Source organism: Pontixanthobacter aestiaquae, from assembly GCF_009827455.1.
Taxonomy (GTDB): domain Bacteria; phylum Pseudomonadota; class Alphaproteobacteria; order Sphingomonadales; family Sphingomonadaceae; genus Pontixanthobacter; species Pontixanthobacter aestiaquae.
Window position 1 is genome coordinate 2016703 of record NZ_WTYZ01000001.1, and the last position, 22102, is coordinate 2038804.

The window sequence follows — 22102 nt, forward strand, 5'->3', positions numbered from 1 at the left end:
CCGAACTTTCAGCCTTTCACAAGCCCTTAACTGGAACAGCTAGAGCCGCTACTGCCGCCGGTAAGGCCCGGTTCGAGATTGCGGTCGTCGCGGATGAGAAACGCAGCTTCTTTTCTAAGGATCTTGTCGCCCGAACCGAATGGATTTTCGAACAGAGCTTGGTATGCATATTCGATCTCGACGAACATCACCGCTTGGCCGGTCTGCGCTGTGATTTGTGTCGTGCCAGCGCCCATACCGGCAATCGGCGAGCCATTCAGGCCATTGTCCGTAGTGTCATTTCCATATGCCGAGTCAAACTCCCGATTACCACGGCATCGCTGCCACGCAATAAATTGACTATCGGTGAAATCGTCATATTCCAGACTGCTTAAAATGATGCGGCCATTTGCCTCAAGGCCTATACTCTGCCCGTCGCGCAACGCCCCCGCCAACACAGCGTCCACATTGCCTTCGGTGATTGTTGGCGCCACGGCTGCATTATCGGTTTGGCCAAGACGAGATGCATTATCGGCCACTGATAATGCGATTTGGCTGACCGTCATGTTGATCGTAGCCATCCGCGCGATTTCTGTCCCGTAAAGGCCAAGCGTAAGCAGCACCGGCAGCACAAGCGCAAACTCAACGATAGAAATACCCGACCGATTTGTACGCAGCGACTGCCACAACCTAGGCAGCTGACAGAGGCGTTCCATGACCTGCATCAGTCGCAAGTCCCAGCTTCCGAACCATAATTTGCCTGATCGGCAAACGGCTGGTTCTTTTTTACTGCCGATGCAGACACTTGGCGCGCCGTTGTCCCACCCGGCATAAACGGATTGGGGAACAAGGGTGAGTAAGTGACCGTCACCGTGTAGATGACAACATCACCTGCCCCTCCATTGCCCGACACACCGATATCCTGATCCCACCTGCCGTTGGCATTTTCGTCAGAATAGGCTTCGCCGTCATCGCACAAGCCGCTATTGTCGGCATCGTCCCATGCTTCAGGTCGCTCGATATCTTCAAAATCGAAATAGCTCACGCGGCTGGATGTTACTGTTGCATCCGGTGCAACCGTGCGCACGATGTCGGTCACGGCGGCGTCCGCAGCAGCAGTGTCTGCGGTTTCCAATGATGCGGAACGAGCGGCATCCTGCGCCGCCCCGCGAAGGATTGCATTGGTGTAGGCCAATTGTCCCAAATCGAAGAGGCCAAGCAGCAACGTCATGAACACGGTCACCATAAGACCGAATTCCATCACTGTAGTCCCGCGCTCATCGCGCAATATCATGCGCAGAAAGCTGATCATTGGACTTCGCGGAGTGCGTAAATTGGCAATCATCATTGCGTAACCCGCAATTCACCCACGTCTTTAGCGATTTCTTGGAATGCCGTGTTCAACTGAGCCGCATTGGCTGCCGGGAACGCGCTGTCAGTCGAGGCACAGCTCTCCAGATTGTCGGTAAGGGCGGATGCGAAAGCAATAACCCAAACGCGAATACCCTTTGCTTTCGCTGCCTGACACACAGCCAAGAACCGTGCGCTATGACGATCTCTTTGATTGGAATAGCCATTATCGGTAACCCGACGATCGTGCCATTCAACACCATAGGCAGTCTGGCCGCCGGTGGTTGGTGACATCTGGCCATCGGTCATGAAAATGATGTGCCGCGCAACTGCACCGCCGTTCGAGGGCGACGTATTCACGTTCGCTTGAAATATCCCAGATGGCGATGACAGGCGCGCTCCCCATATCATACCGATGTCGTGATATGTCGATCCTTGGGTCCTTAGCGAGTCGGCATATGCATCGAACTCGTCTTCAGTCATTGTGGTCAACAGCTGGCTCGCTATCGGGCAAGAACCGCCAGTCGCTCTGCCATAATCGCTGGTCGACGCACTCGAGTAATATCTGTTCGTTGAGTCCGTGGTCCTGTAATAAGAAATTTCCGGCCACATGGGTCGCCATTTGGATTGGTTAGTGCCGACCGGAGCGGTGTCGATATCAAGGTCACGAGCATTCGCAGGGCTAATGCCGTCGGTCGACGAATAGCTGAAGGTGTCCTCCGCTACCGTGTCGCGCTCCTGAATGCAGCCCGCCCAGGTTGAAGACTGGTTCGCACCATCAGTGCCTGTAGGCGTATTGACGGCCGAAAACGTCTTAAACACGGAAGTATCGTAGTCGACGGCTTTATATTCCCATTTGTCAAACACCGTGGTGGTGACAGTTTCGTATGTGGGATCTTCGGTAGCGATCTGCACACTGTCCTGCGAACGCTCTTGTGTGCGAACAATGATGTAGAACTGCCTGTTGGCGTATTTGTAACAATCATAGTCACGGCGCCGCTGCAATTGCGACGTCGTGGTGGTAGTCACCCGCTGGCCCTGACTATTGATTTCCTGCGTGGTATTCGTCGTTGTACCACCGTAGTTGCTCCATGACGTGTCCGATGGACGCGCGTTATTGCAATCCCTCTTCTTTCTGTACCTCACACCATTGTGATAGTACCACGGACCCGAAGTGACATCGGAAACGCTGTTGTCAGAGGTGTAGACAGGATCTTCCCAACCGGTCTGATTGCCTGTTGGATTCTCTTCAACTTCGTAAACCGCCTCACGCGATTGATAAGTCCACTGATCGACTAGATAATTGGGGTCTAGATCGTACAGTAAACGGCCTACATTCACCGACGAGCTGTAAGGAACGAAACCGTAGCGGACACGAGAATTGCCGCCCGACTGTGCGGTCGATACCGTGTCGTAAAAGTCCTTCATCGCGACGCGCAGAGCCTGGATGCGTGTTTGAGTGCCATCCAGATCCCAGCCCATCGATCCGGTCGTGTCGAGCACCATTACAACATCGCTGTTTCCCAGCGACATCGATGCCGAGCAATCCACGGACAGGTTGAAGCGTTCGAAACCGAAAAGGCGCATCACAACCGTATTCAGCCGGGTTGACGCAACGCCATCGATTGTACTGCCGTCATCTTGAGTGGTTGTGCTAAAAGATGTCTGTGTGGTGCCTTCGCCGGCCTCGTCAAAATTGGTATCGAAGAAATTATCTGCTTGGGCTTTCGCTGCTGTGGTATAGCCGCTTTCAGTTACCGCACGGCGGCCCGCAAGCACACCCGCATCGCAAGCGTTCTGGAGCCGGTTTTGAACCATATATGCGCGCGAGACATCAACGCCGCCACCGACCATGCCGGCCATAGCGACCATTCCGATCGCTGCCATTGGCATGATGTTGCCACGGATGTCATGAAGGAAACGCATCACGCCGCGCAATGAATTCGCTGATTTCATTTTCGACATAGAGATTTGGCCCCATTGCATAGACAAAGCGGATTAGAGCCGAGGAATTAACAAATTCTAAAATGGCGACCGCGTTCACATCATGCGAAATTGTTGATCCAGCATTAACCATCGGCGTTTACCGCAACGCTACGCCTGGACGCTATGCGCTGTTCGATGTTCGAAGCAGATGCCAACACTGACAGAGCAGTAGGATTGCTACGCCGTCTCGCCAAAGACCGGTCAGGCAACACGCTCGCCTTGATAGCAGCGGCCATTGTGCCGCTGCTCGGCATGGTTGGTAGCGGGGTCGATATGGGCCGCGCCTATTTGGCATCCAGCCGGTTACAGGCTGCGTGTGACGCTGGAGTTTTAGCTGCGCGGAAAAAGCTCGGAACCGAAGCTCCAGTAACCGGCGCAATTTCGCCAGAGGTTGCAGAGGTCGGCCAGAGATTCTTTAACCTCAATTTCAGCTCAGGGGCGTACGGGTCGGAAAACCGGCAGTTCGTAATGACGCTGGAAAATGACTACGCCATAAGTGGCGACGCCGGAGTCAGCGTCCCTACCAGCGTGATGACGATTTTCGGATTCACCGAAATACCAATCAAGGTCGATTGTGAGGCGCTTCTGAGCGTTCGCAATCTGGATGTGATGATGGTGCTTGATGTTACTGGCTCCATGAGACACACAAATTCCGGTGACTCCATGTCGCGAATGGAGAGTTTGAAATCGGTCATTCGCAGCTTCCATGCGCAGCTGGAGAACGCCAAAGCGCCCGATAGCGATATCCGCTACGGGTTTGTGCCTTACGCCACCAACGTCAATGTGGGCCATCTGCTCGAAAATGGCTGGGTGACCAGCGACTGGACATACCAGTCGCGTGTTGTCGACGGTAGCGAAAACTATTGGGGCCCGAAGACAACCAACGAGAACTGGCGAGATGTGAGCGGTGACGTTTCGGCTGCTCAGGAAGAATCACGGTATGCGGCGACATACACAGCGAGCGTTGACAATTCCGGTACTTGGAGTTGTCCGCAAAGCACTCCTGCAAGCACATACAGCTCCTACACGGAAATCATTTCAACGGAAACGACGACCGATTCCAACGGCAACGAAGTTGTTACTGAAAATCGCCGATTAACCCAGAACGGCAAAACATATTGGCAGTCGCTCGAAGGACAAGAATGCGTTGTCAGATCTCAAGAGTACACGAATTACGTGCGCACCTATGACCGCGTGACGCGGCAAGCGGAACAGCAACGATCAGTGTATGAGTATCGCCCTGTCGATCTTAAAGTCGCCGCATGGCGCTCCAAGCTCGATGGCTGCATCGAGGAACGCGCAACAACCGAAATCGCCGACTATAACAATGTCGATCTCGCTCAGAATTTGGACTTGGACATCGATACGGTCCCAACCCGCGGCGACCCTTCTACGCAGTGGCGGCCGTCCAATCCTGGCGTCATTTATGCCCGGTCATTCAACTCGGGTGGAGCAGGCTCGTTCACGCCAGAGACGGTCAGGTCTTCGCAGAATTTTGCGAACACTGGCACGTGGTGGTTTTCCGATTGCCCGGCGAAAGCGCAAAAACTTTCCGTGATGGATGAGGACGAACTAAACACATATCTTGCGACACTCGCCCCCTACGGCGCAACCTACCATGATATCGGGATGATTTGGGGCGCGCGGCTGATTTCCCCAACAGGGCTTTTCGCAGCAGAAAATGCGGATACGAATGGTGCTGAACGCGGGCGGCACCTGATCTTTCTGACAGACGGCCAGACGGAGCCATATGACATGGCATACGGAGCCTATGGCGTCGAAGGATTGGACCGGAGGCGCTGGAGTCCTTCTTCACCGATTTCACTGGCCGAGACGGTCGAAGCACGTTTCGGTGTGGCCTGCTCCGAAGTCAAAAAACGCAACGTCACGGTTTGGGTGATCGCATTCGGCACAAATCTGAACCAGGCGATGTTAGATTGCGCAGGCAACGGCCAATATTTCGAGGCCGGCAACGCCGAAGACCTCAATGCTGCGTTCTCTGCGATTGCCAAATCTATTGGTGATCTGAGGATCTCCGAATGATCACCATGGTCGTCGATAAATTGCGCCGCAATCAAGAGGGCGTTTCGGTTGTCGAGTTTGCGATGATCGCACCCGTCTTGTGCATGATGATGCTCGGTATGTTCGACATGGCGTATAACATGTACGCCAACCAGATGTTGCACGGGGCTGTGCAAGAGGCCGCCCGCGATTCCACATTGGAGGGCGCAACCGAGGCGAGTCTAGATGCTTCTGTGACGAACGCTGTGAATGATGTTGTCGGTGGGGCAACGATGACGTTCAACCGCAAAGCCTATGCCAGCTTCTCCGCAGTCGCGCAGGAAGAAGATTACACCGACATCAACAATGACGGTACATGCAATGATGGTGAACCGTTTGAAGACGCCAACCGAAATGGCATCTGGGATTCCGATCAGGGAGAAGCCGGGAATGGCGGCGCACGCGACGCGATACTTTACGAAGTGAGCATCAGATATGCCCGCGCATTTCCTATCGCTCCCTTCATCGGCATTTCTCCCTTTCACGAGACCACCGCTACGACCGTGCTGCGCAACCAGCCGTTTGACGGCGCGATAGACCGAACCACCACAGGAAATTGCGTATGAGACTGCTACGCACATTCATATCGAGGCTGCGTCGCAATGAAAACGCAGTTGCTATGACAGAGTTCGCATTGGCGACGCCCCTTGTCCTCACCGTGGGTTTATGGGGTCTTGAAACAGCAAATTTTGCGCTGATGAATATGCGCGTCAATCAGGTCGCGATGCAGATCGCGGATAACGCCTCGCGCATTGGCGACACATCAACCCTGTCTAACCAGAAGATCTATGAAAACGACATCAACGACCTGCTGCGGGGCGCGGATATTCAAGCAGGCGAGGCAATCGATCTGTACGAATATGGCCGGGTTTTCATCAGCAGCCTGCAAGTTGTTCCCGGCAGCGCCGATGACCAGCAATATATCGCTTGGCAAAGATGCAAGGGGAAGAAAGACACGATTTCGAGCTACGGCGATCAAGGTACGGGAACAAGTGACCCAACCTTCGTCGGGATGGGGCCGACGGGTGAAGAAGTGGCGGCGCAAGCAGGTGACTCTGTCATGTTCATCGAAATCCAGTACGATTATGGACCTATCGTAACCGACGCTTTTCTTGCCCAACGTACGATTAGGAGCCGCGCCTCTTTCCAGGTGCGCGGTAGCCGTGACCTGTCCGAAATCTATCAACGCGATCCCGCCGACCCTGATGAAATCGCGCGCTGCGACATCTATGATTCCTACAAGGAAACGGCGCCTCCGCCGAGACCGGATACCGGCGGGTGGGATTGGGCCTTCAGCGACAGCCCGAACGTGGGTAGTGGAAGCTCATCAAGCTCGGGCGGCACCGGTGGCGGCGGAGAAGAGGGCGAAATTGCCGAAAGTAACAGCTGGTTCTGCCGGACGTTCCCTAGGTTGTGCGGCAGCAATAACAACTCAAGCGGCGGAAGCAACGGTTCCAGCGGAACCAACGGTTCCAGCGGAAACAACGGCAACGGTTCGAGCGGCGGCTTCAATGACAACGGCGAACCAGGCATATGCCACACAACCGCCAAGGACGGCTATCACTGCCACTAGTAACCTTTCGCACTAGTCCACGTAACAGACCTTCTTCACCGCTGCGATTATTCGCGGCGTATCGATCAGCGCGAGCTTCTCCAGGTTTGCGGCATAGGGGAGAGGCACATCCTCGTTACACACCCGCGTGACCGGGGCGTCGAGATGATCGAACCCTTCTTCCATGCAGATCGTGGTGATCTCGGATGCGATAGAGCACACCGGCCAGCCCTCTTCCGCGATGACCAGGCGATTGGTCTTAGCCAAGCTGTCGAGAACGGCATGCTTATCCAGCGGACGCAATGTCCGCAGATCGATGACTTCAGCGTCGATGCCTTCGCCCGCCAGTTCTTCAGCAGCCTCCAGCGCCAGACCGACACCGATCGAGTAGCTAACGATGGTCACGTCAGAACCTTCACGCATGATCCGCGCCTTGCCGATCGGCAGAACGTGATCGTCAAGCTCGGGCAGCTCAAAACTGCGTCCGTACACCAGCTCGTTTTCAAGGAACACGACCGGGTCTTCGCAGCGGATCGCAGCTTTCATCAGCCCCTTGGCATCTGATGAGTCATAGGGAGCGATAACCACAAGGCCGGGAACGCTTGCGTACCACGGGCCAAAATTCTGGCTGTGCTGTGCACCAACGCGGCTTGCGGCACCGTTGGGACCGCGGAACACCACCGGACAACGCATCTGCCCGCCCGACATGTAGTTGGTCTTCGCGGCGGAATTGATAATGTGGTCAATCGCCTGCATCGCAAAGTTGAAAGTCATAAATTCAACCACCGGACGCAAACCGCCCATCGCCGCCCCTGCCCCGATACCGGCAAAACCATATTCGGTGATCGGCGTGTCGATGACACGCTTCGGACCGAACTCGTCGAGCAGACCCTGTGTGACTTTGTAGGCGCCTTGATATTCGGCGACTTCCTCGCCCATCACGAATACGCGTTCGTCGCGGCGCATTTCTTCCGCCATGCCATCACGCAACGCCTCGCGGACAGTCACAGTCGCCATATTGGTCCCATGTGGAATTTCAGGATCCTGCTTTGGTTCCGCTTTCACCGGCTTGGTGATTTCGGCTTTGCTTGGCTCCTGACCGACATCCTTACCCTCACCGTCCTCACCGTCCTCACCCGTTTCAGGTGCTTGCGCTGGCGCAGGGCTCTCGTCGTCACCTTCGCCATCGAGCATCGCAATCACAGTGCCAACTGCGACATTTTCGGTGCCTTCAGCCACGAGAATTTTCCCGATAGTACCTTCGTCGATGGATTCAAATTCCATCGTTGCCTTGTCGGTCTCGATCTCGGCGAGAATGTCGCCTGAGGAAACTTCGTCCCCCTCTTTGACGAGCCATTTGGCAAGCGTGCCTTCTTCCATTGTGGGCGAAAGCGCGGGCATTTTGAGTTCAATTGCCATCGCTCAATACTCCTCCACCAAGACATCGGTGTAGAGTTCGGACGGTTCCGGCTCGGGTGAATTTTCGGCAAAGTCAGCCGATTCCGCAACCCGTGCGCGGATCGCCTTGTCGATTGCTTTCAAGTCTTCCTCGGTTTTGCCGCGTTCGAGCAATATCTTTTTGATACCTTCGATCGGATCATGGTGATCGCGCTTTTCCTGAACTTCTTCGCGGGTCCGGTATTTCGCCGGATCGGACATGGAATGCCCGCGATAGCGATAGGTGTTGAGCTCCATCAGGACTGGACCGTTGCCGCCGCGAACATGCTCGAACGCCAGTTCAGCGGCGTTGCGAACTTCCAGAACATCCATGCCGTTCACATCCATGCCCGGAATGCGAAAAGCTGTACCGCGGCGATAGAACTCGGTCTCTGCCGAGCTGCGCTTGACCGCAGTGCCCATTGCGTAACCGTTATTCTCGATCACAAACACAATCGGCAGCTTCCACAAAGCGGCCATGTTGAAGGTTTCATAGACCTGTCCTTGGTTGGCCGCGCCGTCGCCAAAATAAGCGAGGCAGATGCCGCCATCATCATTATATTGGTGTGCGAGCGCGAGTCCGCCACCAAGCGCAACCTGCGCCCCGACAATACCGTGTCCGCCATAAAACTTATGCTCGGTCGAAAACATATGCATCGACCCGCCTTTGCCTTTCGAAATACCGGCTTGCCGCCCGGTCAGCTCGGCCATGATAACATTGGGATCGATACCGTAAGCCAGCATATGGCCGTGATCGCGGTAGCCGGTAATGACGCTGTCTATGTCGTTGTCGAGCGCGCTTTGCAGACCAATCGCGACCGCTTCCTGACCGATATACAGGTGGCAGAAACCGCCAATCAAACCAAGCCCATAAAGCTGGCCGGCCTTCTCCTCAAACCGCCGGATCAGCAGCATCTGTTCGTAAAACTTCAGCAGCTCTTCGTCGCTTGCATCATAGCGCGGGGATTTCTCATGCGCATCCTGCAAACTATGCAGAACGAAATCCTCATCCGTAGCCGCAGGCTTGCTTGCCGAAGCCTTCTTGTTTGCAGCTGTCTTTGCAGGAGCTTTTTTTGCAGGCGTTTTGCGGGTCCGGGCGGGTTTTGCCAAAGCGGATAATCCTCGATTGTTTTGTAACCTAAAGGGCAGGCTGCGCGAAGTGCGCGTTGGCCATCCCTATAGGCGCAACTGCCCATCGCGTGCAACGCCTGCTGCGCACCTGCATACGAAATCCTTTACGGTATTGCGGGCTTTGCCGGCTTAGTCGTCAGACTTTGGCAAAGTCATGACGACTTCATCCGGATGCACCACGTTCAGATTGCGGCGCAGTTCTTCGCCGACCAGATCGGGATCAGCATGGTCCGGGTGTAGCAGGTCAACACGGTTCTTCAGTGCGTCACGCTGTTCGGAGAGAGCCGCGATTTGCGCGTGGCGTTGTTCGAGCAGTTGCGAATTTTCACCCCATGCCAGAAGTCCGCTCGGACCAGCGATCGCGAGGCCCATAAGCAGCAACAGCAAGGCAAGCGCCAGCCCCTGCGTCACCTGCTCTTTCGGCAGTGCAATCTTATGTCCCTCAACCGTCATAATTCCCTTAGAATCATAGTTGATTCAGCGATTCAAGCTTTATCTTCATTTATTTGCGTAGGCCGTGCTTTGCGCGGGGTCGAGTGCGCTTGCCCGAAATAGCCAAACCATCTCATCTTGACCGGCCCGGCAAAAGTGGTTACATATGAAACTATATCAGATGGAGCGACATATGACAGACCTGTTCGAAAATCCCGCCGGCCTAGACGGCTTTGAATTTGTTGAATTCTGTGCACCAGAGCGCGGTCAGCTAGAACCTGTGTTCACCACTATGGGCTTCACCCGTGTTGCCAAACACCGCAGCAAGGACGTTGATCTGTGGCGCCAGGGCGGCATCAATCTGATTGCGAATTACGAGCCCCGCTCAGCCGCTTGGTTCTTCGCGCGAGAGCACGGCCCCAGCGCATGCGGCATGGCATTCCGTGTCAAGGATGCTGTCAAGGCGTATGACCATCTGATTAGCCAAGGCGCAGAACCCGTTGCGAACGAACCCGGCCCAATGGAACTGCGCATCCCCGCAATCCGCGGTATCGGCGGCGCAATCCTTTATTTGGTAGACCGCTATGAAGGCAAAACCGGCGACAACGATCTATCGATCTACGACATCGATTTCGAATATCTACCCGGCGTTGAAACGCACCCTGTCGGCGCGGGTTTCAACATCATCGATCACCTGACGCACAATGTGTACAACGGCCGGATGGCCTATTGGGCGGACTATTACGAAAGCCTGTTCAATTTCCGCGAAATCCGCTTCTTCGACATCAAAGGCGAATATACCGGCCTGACGTCCAAGGCGCTCACCGCGCCTGACGGGAAGATCAAAATCCCTCTCAATGAAGAGGGCGAAGGCGGCAAAGGCCAGATCGAAGAATTCCTGCGCGAGTTTAACGGCGAAGGAATTCAGCACATAGCATTGATCTGTGACGATCTGGTAGCATGTTGGGACCGTCTCAAAGAGTTTGGCGTACCATTTATGACTGCCCCGCCCGCGACCTATTACGAAATGCTCGACGAGCGCCTTCCCGGCCACGGCGAAGATGTGAATGCCCTGCAAATGCGCGGCATTCTGATGGATGGCACGACCGAAGGCGGTGAGCCTCGCCTGCTGCTGCAAATCTTCGCAGAAGCGCAAGTTGGCCCCGTGTTCTTCGAATTCATCCAGCGCAAAGGCGATGATGGCTTCGGCGAAGGCAACTTCAAAGCGCTGTTCGAAAGCATGGAACGCGACCAGATCAATCGCGGCGCGCTAAAAGTCGATGAGAAAGTCGAAGAAGTGGCCGAAGTCGCGCCGGTACCGGTAGACTAATCATGAGCAAGCACCCTATCAAACTGGGCGGTGTCCATCACGCCGCGTACCGCTGTAAAGACGCGAAAGAAACGGTCGAATGGTACGAGCGAGTAATGGGGATGGAATATACATCCGCGTTCTCGGAAGATCATGTGCCTTCGACCGGCGCTTACGATCCCTACATGCATGTGTTCCTTGACGCAGGTAACAACAATATCCTCGCTTTTTTCGAGCTGCCCAACCAGCCCGAAATGGGCCGCGATGAAAACACGCCTGCATGGGTGCAGCATCTCGCCTTCCGCGTCGGCTCGGAAGAGGAATTGCTCGCGGCAAAAGCGCATGTCGAAAGCCTCGGCATCGATGTGCTCGGGCCGACCCATCACGGTATCTTTAAATCGATCTACTTCTTCGATCCGAACGGCCACCGCGTTGAGCTGGCCGCCGATATCGGGACTGATGAGCAATATGCCGAGCTCAAGAAAGTCGCGATGCCGATGCTGAATGAGTGGACCGAGACCAAGAAAGCCCCGCGCCACGCCGATTGGCTGCACGAAATTGCACGGGCCGAGCACGGTAACAGCTAAACAAAATTGCCGCGATGTCGGCCGGCAATCACCTGATAATCCGCTGAGGTTCATGCCTTCGGAACGATGCTGCAATTCGCTCGTTGGGAAGGCTAAACAGGGGATACCATGCAAGCCGAACAGACCGCTCCCGCGACAGAGAGCTTTGACAAGACCGTAAATACGTTCGCCACATTGCAAGACCAGCTCGTCAATATGGGCGAAGGACTGATCCGCGCGCTGCCCAATGTGGCGATTGCCCTGTTCATTCTGTTCATTACATGGATAATTGCGAAATTCGCGGTCAAGATTGCGGATCGGCTGATCGGTAAGACCGAGATGCGGCCGAGCCTTAAAAATCTCATTGATACGATCGTTAAGCTCGCGATCTGGATCCTCGGCTTGATGATTGCGCTTACGGTGGTCATGCCGGGATTGACACCCGCCAGCCTCATCGCTGGTCTGGGCATCGGTGCGGTCGCCATCGGCTTCGCGTTTCAAGATATTTTCGAGAACTTCCTTGCAGGTGTGCTGATCATGCTACGCGAGAAAATGCGCATCGGTGATGTGATCGAATGCGACGGTATCACCGGTAAGGTAGAGCATATTACCTTGCGTGAGACCTATGTCCGCAAATTGTCGGGCGAAGTCACGCTTGTTCCCAACTCAATGCTTTTCAAAAATCCGGTCGAGATTCTGACCGACGAAGTGGAGCGCCGTCATGAAGTATTGGCCGGGGTCTCGTATGACACAGACCTTGACCATGCCGCTGACGTTATCCGGAAAGCGGTCGAGAGCGTCGAGGACGTCCTGACCGATAAGGGCATCGACGTGTTCGCTTGCGAGTTCAACTCGAGCTCGGTCGATTTCAGAGTCCGCTGGTGGGCGGGTTCAAAACCGCGGGACGCGCATGAAAGCCGTGACAAAATTATCCGTGCAATCAAACGCGCACTTGATGATGCGGGAATCGAAATTCCATTCCCCTATGTCACGCACACCTTTAAGGAAGCGGTCCCGCTGGGCAGCAATAGCGACAGCTGATCTGCCCCGCACCAACACCGCGCCCGAAAGGCTGCAAAGCCATACGCCAATGCCAGACGCTAACGACAAAGGCCCCTATTTAACGCGGGCCAAGGAATTTGCGCTGGCAGCAGCCGGCGGCGTAATGGTTGCGAACGCCTATTACATCCACCCGATTATCGCTGAAGTTGCTGGCGATTTCGGAGTGAGCGCCGCGACCATTGGATTGGTCCCCGCACTGAACCAGATTGCATTGGCGCTTGGAATATTCCTGCTGCTCCCGCTCGGCGACCGGTTCAGTAATCGTCAGCTTTCGATCATTTTCGCGTGCGGCCAAACCGTGTCACTGGCGCTGATGGTGTTCTCGCCGTCGTTCGCCGGTTTTCTGATCGGCTCGACCATCCTTGGCTTTTTCACAATCGCGCCATATTTGCTCCCCGCCTATGCATCCAAGCGCGTCCGGCCACAGCGTTTGGGATCGGTAACAGCCACCCTCACCATCGGCACGATAGTAGGGATATTGATTGCCCGCGTCGGCGCTGGTCTGATCACGCAATATTACGACTGGCACTTGGTCTATGCGATTGCTGCCGCACTGATGGTGCTGACCACTCTCGCGCTACCATTGGTGATGGAAGGCCGGCGGCAAACAAGCGCTACCGAGGTGAGACAGAGTTATGGCGCTCTGGTTATCTCTCTTTTCCCACTCATGCGCGCGCATCCGCAAGTCATCGTCTCGGGCGTGATTCAGGCGCTGAATTTCGGCATCTTCTTGTCGGTCTGGCTTGGCCTCGCATTGCATCTGACCAGCCCTGCAATGGGATATGGTGTCGACGTCGTCGGCTATCTGTCCGCGTTTGCAGTAGTCGCAATAGTGGTAACGCCGAAACTCGGCGCATTGGCGGACCGGATCGGGCCCGAAAAAGCGCGGTTTCGCCTCTCGCTCGTCCAGATGGTCGGGGTCGCGCTACTTCTTCCGTTTGGTCATGATCTTTGGCTGCTGATCATTCCGATTGTCATTATGAACACGGTCGGCCCCGGCATCGACATCGCCGGCAGGATGACTTCACTTTCGCTTGCGCCTGATATTCGGACCCGGTTGATGACAGGGTACATTATGCTGATGTTCCTGGGCGCTGGCCTTGCAAGCTGGGTTGGAACTGCATCTTTTGATATCGCCGGTTGGACCGGAAATGCCGGGCTTGCTTTGGCGATGTCAGTGGCGATTGTCGGGTTGAGCTATACGCAAATGAAGAAAGCTAGGGGCTGAATTGGCCCGCAGGATTGGGCAAATGTGCTTCTTGCGAAGATCGTTCACCCGACTTCGCTGCGCTTCGGCTCCGAAATTCTAATCTTGTCTGGACCCAGCGCAAAAAGAGCCACTCTGTAGAGCGGCTCTTTTTATGGTGCGCCCGACAGGATTCGAACCTGTGGCCCCCAGATTAGGAATCTGATGCTCTATCCGACTGAGCTACGGGCGCGACCGGCATTGCCTCTAATCGGCGGCGGCGCACGATGCAATCAGTTCAGATCTTCTGGAGGGCTTACGGGAAATGGCAGCGGAGAGACTGCAATCCCTTCATCGAGCAGATCCTTGGCTTCTTCCAGCGTCGTCTCGCCATGGATCGTCTCTTTGTCATCTTCGCCGTAATGGATTGCGCGGGATTTCTCGGCGAAGTCTTTCCCGACCCATTTGCTGTCTTTGAGCGCTTTGGCTTGCACTTCAGCCAGCTTCTTCATCGCCTTGGATATTTCGGGCGGAAGCGGGCCGTTGGTGATAGGTGCTTTGGGAACGGGCTTGTCCAGTTCCGGTTGGACAAACTCGGGCGCTTGTCTGTTCGCCTTGGCCGATACAGCAGGAGCCATCGGAGCCTTGATAATCTCTCCCGATCCGCAATGCGGGCAGGAAACCAGGCCGCGCTCCTGTTGCGAGTTGAAATCATCAGAAGAACCGAACCAGCCCTCGAACCGGTGGGCGTTATGGCACGAGAGATCGAAAACAATCATGATTGCGGTGATTTAGGGATATCGCGCCGATTGGCAAGGCTGGGCAGTTGCGCCCGCACCTCGGCGATGCGTGCAGGATCGATATCGGCAAAACCAAGCCCGGTGTCATCGCCCATATCCAGAATCACTTTGCCCCACGGATCAACAACCAGGCTGTGGCCGTAGGTTGTACGCCCATCCTCATGCTCGCCAACCTGCGCAGCCGCAACGACATAGGCGCTCGCTTCGATCGCCCGCGCTCGCTGTAATACGCGCCAATGATCTTTGCCTGTTGGAACGGTGAACGCTGCCGGGATCGCAATCGCATCGCAATATTGTTTACCAAGCTCCTGATACAATGCCGGAAAGCGGATGTCATAGCAGATGGTCAGGCCAAGCCTGCCGATCGGTGTTTCCACTGCGACGACTGCATCGCCTGCCTGATAGGCGTTCGATTCGCGCCAGCTTTCGCCAGTATCCAGATCCACATCGAACATGTGCATCTTGTCGTAACGAGCGCGGATTACCCCCTCATTGTCGATCACAATCGAGCGGTTCGCTGATTTTCCGGAATCTCGGCTAACAGGAATCGATCCAAGCACTGCCCATATATCGTTTTGCTGACATGCCATCTGGATCGCGCTTAGGGTCTCATTCTCAACCTCATCAACAATGTGCGGTGCCGCCCTGGCCCGGTCACGATCCAGCAAGCTGCACATTTCAGGGGTAAACAGCATCGCCGCCCTACCCTGCGCAGCCTTACTTAATGCGTCCGTAATTGCCGCACAATTCGCCTCCGGATCTATACCCGAAGTCATTTGCAAGACAGCTATACGGGTCAAAAGCCGCTCTTATCCTGCAAGCATCGCGTCGAGCTTTCCATCGCGCTCGAGCGCAGCCAGATCGTCAGATCCTCCGACGTGGATATCGCCAATGAAGATTTGCGGCACGGTACGTGCATTGGGAGCGCGTTCGAGCATCTTGGCCTTGTCGGCCCCGCCCATCGAAATATCGAATTCGTTGAACTCCACACCTTTGCTCGACAAAAGCTGCTTTGCACGGTGGCAATATCCGCAGGTGAATTTGGTATAGATATCAACGGCTGGCTTTGACATTGGTGTTCCTCAAACTGGTGTGCCGATCCGCGTTTTGCGAACCCTTGAAAGCATTCATCTGCATACTAGATAGATATTGTCCCGAGCGCCACAATGGGCCGGGATTTCAACCGGTGAGACGCTGCGAATGCAGGTTTCGCCATTTCAAATTGCTCAAAGAGGATTTGTACTATGTCACGTTTAGATTTTACCCCGTATCGCCGTAGCACTGTCGGTTTCGACCACCTTTTCGACCTGCTCGAAAATCAGGCGCGCAATAGCGGGAGCGAAAATTATCCTCCCTTCAATATCGAGCGCCGTGGTGAGGATAGTTACCGCATCACGCTGGCTGTGGCCGGTTTCAAACCTGCCGATCTCGATATCACTGCGCAGCAAAACCTGCTGACAGTTCAGGGCAAGAAGCGCGAAGATTCCGGCGACGGTGATATGCTGCATATCGGCATTGCCAATCGCGGATTTGAACGCCGCTTCGAGCTCGCCGATTATGTGCGGGTCGAGAAAGCCGATCTGGAAGATGGTCTGCTGGTTGTCGATCTGGTGCGCGAAGTGCCGGATGCAATGAAGCCGAAGAAGATCGCCGTAAACGGCCAAACCACGTTGGAAGTCGTCAAGAATGACGATGATGACGCAAACGCCGCCTAAATACCCGTAGCTGCGGCGGCAGCATGAAAATCCGGCCCGGATTGCTCAGGCAGTTCGGGCCGGTTTGCATCTGCACAAGATTGCAAGGCTCAGAAAAAAGGGGGCAGACCCGAAGATCTACCCCCGCGGCGCGAGGCGCCGCCTTATCCGGATTTGAACATCCGGGTCGCAGAAGACGATCAAATCCGGGACAAGCTCGTAAAAGCATGGCCCACAAACTTTTATAATCCTCATCGCAAGGCGCCACGACCCACCATTCGTCGCCAAGCCCGACCTCTTTGCTTGAAAACATTAAAAAAATAAAGGGCAGCACCCCTATGTGTTTCAAAAAAAGACTGATGCAGCTTGGCAAAAGTTGCGCAAACTTATGCGATTGCGAAAAATTTGAACTCCAAGCCTCTGTTTTCTTGGGATTACGCGGCTAACCTTAGACCAGTCGCGACTGGGTCAACGCGGCAGAAATAAATCCGTCAAACAGCGGGTGCGGCTCGAATGGGCGCGATTTCAGTTCGGGATGGAACTGGACACCAACAAACCACGGATGATCCGGGCGCTCGACGATTTCCGGCAACAAGCCATCGGGTGACATCCCGGAGAATATCAAACCCGTCTCCTCCAGCGCATCTTTGTACGCTCCGTTCACCTCGTAGCGGTGCCGGTGACGCTCGGAAATCTCCGTTGCGCCGCCATATATCGTGCTGACATGGCTATTGGCCGAGAGCTTCGCATCATAAGCGCCGAGACGCATTGTCCCGCCCAGATCACCGCCTGCCTCGCGCTCTTGTAGACCTTCTTCAGTCATCCATTCTGTAATGATGCCAACGACCGGCTCGTCGGTTTCGCCAAACTCCGTTGAAGAGGCGGAAGTGTGGCCAGCAAGGCGCGCGCTTTCGACGCAGGCCATTTGCATGCCGAGACAGATGCCGAAGAAGGGTACGCCGCGTTCGCGCGCAAAGCGGACGCTGGCGATTTTGCCTTCAGAGCCGCGCTCGCCAAATCCGCCGGGCACCAAGATGCCGTGCAGCGGTTCCAGCTGCGCGGTAATGTCGGCATCTTCCTGCTCGAACACCTCGGCATCAATCCACTGGATGTTGACCTTCACCCGGTTCGCGAGGCCGCCATGTACGAGCGCTTCATTGAGTGACTTATAGGCATCCTGCAGGCCGACATATTTGCCGACCACGCCAATCGTGACTTCGCCTTCTGGATTGAAATAGCGATCGGTCACATCGTCCCAGCGGGAAAGATCGGGCTCGGGCGCGTCGGTTATGCCGAAACCTCTCAGGACTTCGCTATCAAGGCCCTCCTGATGGTATTGCAGCGGCACCGAGTAAATCGAAGGCGCATCAAGCGCGGGAATGACCGATTCTATCCGCACGTTGCAGAAATTGGCGATTTTCCTTCGCTCACCTAAGGGGATTTCATGCTCGCTGCGACACAACAGGACATCGGGTTTGATCCCGAGAGACGCCAATTCGCGCACCGAATGCTGCGTTGGTTTGGTCTTTAGCTCACCTGCCGCAGCGATATAGGGCACCAATGTCACATGAACGCTGAGCGTCTGGAACGGCTCCAGCTCGTTCCGAAGCTGGCGGATAGCCTCCATAAAGGGCAGCGATTCGATATCACCCACGGTCCCGCCAATTTCGCAGAGCACGAAGTCGAGGTCGTCAGTATCAGCCAGCGCAAAAGCTTTGATCTCATCTGTCACATGCGGGATCACCTGCACCGTCGCGCCAAGATAGTCCCCTCGCCGCTCGCGCGTGATGATATCCTGATAGACCCGGCCACTGGTGACGTTGTCGCTTTGCCGCGCCGATACGCCGGTAAATCGCTCGTAATGCCCAAGGTCGAGATCGGTCTCGGCCCCGTCATCGGTCACATAGACTTCACCATGCTGATAGGGGCTCATCGTCCCCGGATCGACATTCAGATAGGGATCGAATTTGCGAATCCGGACCTTGTAGCCGCGCGCCTGCAGCAATGCTGCAAGGCTAGCTGCCATGAGACCTTTGCCGAGCGAGGAGACCACGCCGCCGGTGATAAATATGTACCGCGCCATGGGAGTTGGGCCTTAAGGCTGAAACCGGAGTCGGGGCAAGCAGAATGGTGCGGCGATTGGCCGCAATCCACAACTCTGCCGATTTTGGTGCGTAAAGCTGGCTTACTTAGCCGATCAGATCGGCAAGCGGATCATCGGCCGGTGTTTCAGCAGGCGCACCATCTGTGGCAGGAGCCGCCTCATCACCGGCAGGTGCTGCGGGTGCCGCAGGTTCTGTCGTGACGTCACGGTCCACTGTCGAGGTGATCGCGTTTGAACCGGTTTCCTGCACCGCCAATGCCGCTAATGTGATCGACAGGACGACGAACGCAACTGCCAGCCATTTGGTGGAACGCGACAGGAAATCTGCCGCACCGCGCGCGCTCATCATGCCATTGGGGCTGCCGCCGATGCCAAGGCCACCGCCTTCGGAACGCTGCATCAGAATGGTTACAATCATAGCGGCTGCAACCAGCAATTGGACGATGGTGAAAAACAGAAACATATAAATTCTCTAAATTGTGTCCGGCGCATGTAGGCGCGCCCTCGCCTCAGGGCAAGGTTTGGCGCCGCGGCTTATTGTTCTTGAACCTCGGCAGCAGCGAGAACGATGCCGAGGAAGCTTTCCGCGGTAAGACTGGCTCCACCAACAAGCGCTCCACCAACTTCGTCAGCTGCGAGCAATTCCTTGGCATTGTCCGGATTGACCGAACCTCCGTAAAGAATGCGGACCTGCGCCGCCATTTCCTCACCATAGAGCTCTACCAGCAGCGCCCGGATCGAGCGGTGCATCGCGCCGATGTCATCGACGGTAGGTGTACGGCCAGTGCCAATTGCCCAGATCGGTTCATAGGCAATGGTCAGAACTTCGTCGGCATTATCCAGCGATTCGGGCAGCGAGCCCTTCAGCTGACGCGATACAAAGCTCTCGGCCTTGCCCTCGTCCCGTGTTTCTTCGCTTTCCCCGCAGCACAGAATGACCCGGATGCCCGCTTCCAAAGCCGATTCGACCTTCGAGCGAATCAGCGCATTCGTTTCGCCATGATCCTGACGCCGCTCGCTGTGACCGAGAATCACAAATTTCGCGCCTGCATCAGCCACCATCGCCGCCGAGATATCACCAGTGTTGGCGCCTTCGGTGCCTGCATGGCAATCCTGCGCGCCGACGCCGATCTGCTCGACTTCGCGGTGAACTGCGTGAATCAATGTGAATGGCGGTGCAAGCGCAACTTCCACTTTCATCAATCGCTGGGACGAACGATCAATCGCACGCGCTTCGGAGAGCATCGCGCGAGTGCCGTTCATTTTCCAATTGCCTACAATATAGGGCCGTTCGGCCATGTCATTGTTCCTGAAAATAAAAATAGGATGTTCGTGAATCTGTTACCCATTATGGGGGCGAAGAGTCCGGTCCGCTAGACGCAGTTTGGGATAAGGTCAAAAGACTTTCCAACCTGTTGCGGGGAGGTCGCAGGCCCGATAAGGGGTTCAATCAGATATTACTTCGTCGGGAATCCAATTCCGGCCAATTCTCGGATGCACAGCACACCATGATCACGTTTTTCCGCAGGTTCTTCCAATCGAAGATCGGTATCGCCGTCACTCTGGCCTTTCTGGGCCTGATTGCTTTCGCTTTCGCAAGCGCGGATGTTTCCAGTACGGGCACCTTCGGCGGCGTATCCGGCGGTGACCGGGTCGCGGTTGTTGGTGACGAGAAAATCAGCACATCCGATCTGAGCCGAGCAGCCAGCAACGCTGTGGACAGTATGCGTCAACAGAACCCGACCATTTCGATGGAAGAGTTCATCGGTCAGGGCGGCTTGCAGCGGGTACTCGATCAAGTGCTTGAACAGACCGCCATTAGCGAATTTGCTGAAACATACGGCCTGCGTGCCGGTACAAATCTGGTGAATAGCGAGATTATGTCGATTCCCGTATTCCGCGGCGCAGACGGCAATTTCGACGAGGATGCGTATCGGCAGGCACTCGCGCAGCGCGGATTAACCGACGCGTCGGTTCGCGATGAATTGCGCAACGGTCTGCTCGCCAAGCAAATCTTGCTGCCCGCATCCTTCGGGGCCACAGCGCCGGACAAACTCGCGGTTCAATATGCATCGCTGCTGCGCGAAACTCGCAAAGGCGCGATTGCTGTGCTTCCATCGACCGCATTTGCCCCGGACAACGATCCCACCGCGCCCCAGCTTCAGGGATATTACGAGGAAAACCAGGCCGATTTTATTCGACCCGAGCGCCGGATCATCCGGTATCTAAGCTTCGATGACAGTGCCGTTGGCGATCTTGCCACGCCAACAGCAGCGGAAGTCGCGGCGCGTTATGAAGAGAATAAAGAAGCCTTTGCCGCCAGCGAACAACGCACCATTACCCAGATGATTGTCGCCACGCAGGCAGCCGCCAACGCCATCCGTGATCGCGTGAATTCCGGCGGTTCACTGGCTGTGGCGGCTCGCGAGGCAGGTTTGCAGACCGCTCAGCTCGGGCCGATTTCCAAAGATGATTACGCAGCGCAGACTTCCTCTGCAGTTGCAGATGCCGTTTTCGCCGCGGCCGAGGGCAAGGTGGCCCAGCCCGCGCGTAGCGGACTTGGCTTTCACGTCGTGCTGGTCAACGATATCACGCGGACCGCCGGAAAAACGCTTGAGCAGGCCCGTGCCGAAATCAGAACCGCGCTAACGGAAGAAAAGCGGCAGGCCGCCATTGCGGACCTGTCGGCGGATATCGAAGAGAAAGTCGACAACGGGATTGCGCTATCCGACATCGCACAAGAGCTCGGCGTCGAAGTATCGACCACCCGGCCCGTAACCGGCGATGGTGCAATTTATGGAAGTTCGGGTAAGAGAGTCCCGCAAATTCTCGGCCCCGCTCTGCAAACCGCTTTCCAGATGGAAGAGAGCAAGCCGCAGCTGGCGGCAATTGTTCCGGGACAGCTTTTCCTGGTGTTCGAGGTGAGCGAGATCACACGCTCGGCAGCGGCGCCTTTGGCCGATATTCGTGAACGCGTTATAGCCAGCTGGAAACTGTCAGAAGGGTTAGCTCGAGCGCGAGTCGCCGCGGACAGGATCATGGAGCGGATTGAAGGTGGTGCTACGATTAGCGCCGCAATGGCTGCCGAAGAAGTGACCTTGCCGTCTTTCGATACGATCAACATGAACCGCGAACAGTTGGCTCAGACTGGCCAACAGGTTCCCGCCCCGCTCGCTTTGCTGTTCAGCATGGCTGAGGGCACTACGAAGAAACTCGAAGCGCCTAGCAATGCCGGTTGGTTTGTAGTGCGATTGGACAATATTGAAGAGGGAACCGTGGCTGAAGACGATCCGATCTTCGCGCAGACCAAACAACAAATCTCCAGCGCGCTTGAACAAGAGTATGGCGAGCAGTTGCGGACGGCGATCAAAGCTGAAATTGGTTCCGAGACCAACGAAACGGCTGTTGAAGCTGTGCGCAAGCAACTAACCGGCGAAAGATAAGGGGCGATCC

The 22102-nt window shown here is 55.6% G+C and carries 21 protein-coding genes and 1 tRNA gene; 9 read left to right on the forward strand and 13 right to left on the reverse strand.

Translation table 11 applies throughout. The features are described from left to right. Positions 1-26 precede the first annotated feature (26 nt). Genes GRI35_RS09650 through GRI35_RS09660 form a run of 3 tightly spaced genes read right to left on the reverse strand, consistent with a single transcriptional unit; the run spans position 27 to position 3255 of the window. Positions 27-695, reverse strand: coding sequence for a TadE/TadG family type IV pilus assembly protein (locus GRI35_RS09650; RefSeq protein WP_160613967.1), 669 nt, complete (start codon positions 693-695; stop codon positions 27-29). 8 nt (positions 696-703) lie between these two features. Continuing rightward, positions 704-1291: a TadE/TadG family type IV pilus assembly protein gene (locus GRI35_RS09655; RefSeq protein WP_235900178.1), complete on the reverse strand. Its 588-nt coding sequence runs from the start codon at positions 1289-1291 to the stop codon at positions 704-706. A gap of 32 nt (positions 1292-1323) precedes the next feature. Then, a complete protein-coding gene (locus GRI35_RS09660; RefSeq protein ID WP_235900179.1) occupies positions 1324-3255 on the reverse strand; it encodes a pilus assembly protein in 1932 nt (643 codons plus the stop codon). 195 nt (positions 3256-3450) lie between these two features. Between GRI35_RS09660 and GRI35_RS09665 the strand changes: the two genes are divergently transcribed. The 3 genes from GRI35_RS09665 (at position 3451) to GRI35_RS09675 (ending at position 6949) form a co-directional block, all read left to right on the forward strand. Further along, a complete protein-coding gene (locus GRI35_RS09665; RefSeq protein WP_160613969.1) occupies positions 3451-5358 on the forward strand; it encodes a TadE/TadG family type IV pilus assembly protein in 1908 nt (635 codons plus the stop codon). Next, positions 5355-5942, forward strand: a complete 588-nt coding sequence (locus GRI35_RS09670; protein ID WP_160613970.1) for a TadE/TadG family type IV pilus assembly protein — start codon at positions 5355-5357, stop codon at positions 5940-5942. The genes GRI35_RS09665 and GRI35_RS09670 overlap by 4 nt, the downstream gene beginning before the upstream one ends. A 158-nt stretch (positions 5943-6100) precedes the next feature. After that, positions 6101-6949, forward strand: a complete 849-nt coding sequence (locus tag GRI35_RS09675) for a hypothetical protein (protein ID WP_160613971.1) — start codon at positions 6101-6103, stop codon at positions 6947-6949. A 12-nt stretch (positions 6950-6961) separates the two neighbouring features. Here the strand turns inward: GRI35_RS09675 and GRI35_RS09680 are convergent, their stop codons facing one another. From GRI35_RS09680 to GRI35_RS09690, 3 genes are all read right to left on the reverse strand, one after another. After that, positions 6962-8347 (reverse strand): pyruvate dehydrogenase complex E1 component subunit beta, encoded by a 1386-nt coding sequence (locus GRI35_RS09680; RefSeq protein WP_160613972.1) that lies wholly within the window; start codon positions 8345-8347, stop codon positions 6962-6964. 3 nt (positions 8348-8350) lie between these two features. Then, the gene (pdhA, locus tag GRI35_RS09685; RefSeq protein ID WP_160613973.1) at positions 8351-9475 is read right to left on the reverse strand and encodes a pyruvate dehydrogenase (acetyl-transferring) E1 component subunit alpha; all 1125 of its coding nucleotides are present in this window, start codon (positions 9473-9475) and stop codon (positions 8351-8353) included. 150 nt (positions 9476-9625) lie between these two features. Further along, positions 9626-9949, reverse strand: a complete 324-nt coding sequence (locus GRI35_RS09690; protein WP_160613974.1) for an FtsB family cell division protein — start codon at positions 9947-9949, stop codon at positions 9626-9628. Between the two features lie 172 nt (positions 9950-10121). Between GRI35_RS09690 and hppD the strand changes: the two genes are divergently transcribed. From hppD to GRI35_RS09710, 4 genes are all read left to right on the forward strand, one after another. Further along, entirely contained in the window at positions 10122-11258 is a 1137-nt protein-coding gene (gene hppD / locus GRI35_RS09695; RefSeq protein WP_160613975.1) for a 4-hydroxyphenylpyruvate dioxygenase, read from the forward strand. Positions 11259-11260: 2 nt separating this feature from the next. After that, positions 11261-11824, forward strand: a complete 564-nt coding sequence (locus GRI35_RS09700; RefSeq protein WP_160613976.1) for a VOC family protein — start codon at positions 11261-11263, stop codon at positions 11822-11824. Positions 11825-11932: 108 nt separating this feature from the next. Next, on the forward strand, positions 11933-12844 hold the full coding sequence (locus GRI35_RS09705) for a mechanosensitive ion channel family protein (protein WP_160613977.1): 912 nt from the start codon (positions 11933-11935) through the stop codon (positions 12842-12844). Positions 12845-12893: 49 nt separating this feature from the next. Then, positions 12894-14093, forward strand: coding sequence for an MFS transporter (locus GRI35_RS09710; protein WP_160613978.1), 1200 nt, complete (start codon positions 12894-12896; stop codon positions 14091-14093). A 134-nt stretch (positions 14094-14227) separates the two neighbouring features. Here GRI35_RS09710 and GRI35_RS09715 read toward each other — a convergent pair. The 4 genes from GRI35_RS09715 to grxC form a co-directional block, all read right to left on the reverse strand. After that, positions 14228-14304: transfer RNA gene (locus GRI35_RS09715), tRNA-Arg, on the reverse strand. A 40-nt stretch (positions 14305-14344) separates the two neighbouring features. After that, positions 14345-14830: a DUF1178 family protein gene (locus tag GRI35_RS09720; protein WP_160613979.1), complete on the reverse strand. Its 486-nt coding sequence runs from the start codon at positions 14828-14830 to the stop codon at positions 14345-14347. After that, a complete protein-coding gene (locus tag GRI35_RS09725) occupies positions 14827-15651 on the reverse strand; it encodes a carbon-nitrogen hydrolase family protein (RefSeq protein WP_160613980.1) in 825 nt (274 codons plus the stop codon). Before GRI35_RS09725 ends, GRI35_RS09720 begins: the two co-directional genes overlap by 4 nt. A gap of 9 nt (positions 15652-15660) precedes the next feature. Next, positions 15661-15924 carry a glutaredoxin 3 gene (gene grxC, locus GRI35_RS09730; protein WP_160613981.1) on the reverse strand — a complete coding sequence of 88 codons (264 nt, stop codon included), beginning with the start codon at positions 15922-15924 and terminating at the stop codon, positions 15661-15663. A 171-nt stretch (positions 15925-16095) separates the two neighbouring features. Between grxC and GRI35_RS09735 the strand changes: the two genes are divergently transcribed. After that, entirely contained in the window at positions 16096-16566 is a 471-nt protein-coding gene (locus GRI35_RS09735) for an Hsp20 family protein (protein ID WP_160613982.1), read from the forward strand. 427 nt (positions 16567-16993) lie between these two features. Here GRI35_RS09735 and GRI35_RS09740 read toward each other — a convergent pair whose 3' ends face one another. From GRI35_RS09740 to tpiA, 3 genes are all read right to left on the reverse strand, one after another. Continuing rightward, positions 16994-18628 (reverse strand): CTP synthase, encoded by a 1635-nt coding sequence (locus tag GRI35_RS09740; protein ID WP_160613983.1) that lies wholly within the window; start codon positions 18626-18628, stop codon positions 16994-16996. Between the two features lie 106 nt (positions 18629-18734). Further along, the gene (gene secG, locus GRI35_RS09745; protein WP_160613984.1) at positions 18735-19112 is read right to left on the reverse strand and encodes a preprotein translocase subunit SecG; all 378 of its coding nucleotides are present in this window, start codon (positions 19110-19112) and stop codon (positions 18735-18737) included. A 71-nt stretch (positions 19113-19183) separates the two neighbouring features. Further along, positions 19184-19948, reverse strand: coding sequence for a triose-phosphate isomerase (tpiA, locus tag GRI35_RS09750; protein ID WP_160613985.1), 765 nt, complete (start codon positions 19946-19948; stop codon positions 19184-19186). A gap of 209 nt (positions 19949-20157) precedes the next feature. Here tpiA and GRI35_RS09755 point away from each other — a divergent pair, with 209 nt between their 5' ends. Continuing rightward, a complete protein-coding gene (locus GRI35_RS09755) occupies positions 20158-22092 on the forward strand; it encodes a peptidylprolyl isomerase (protein WP_160613986.1) in 1935 nt (644 codons plus the stop codon). Positions 22093-22102 lie beyond the last annotated feature (10 nt).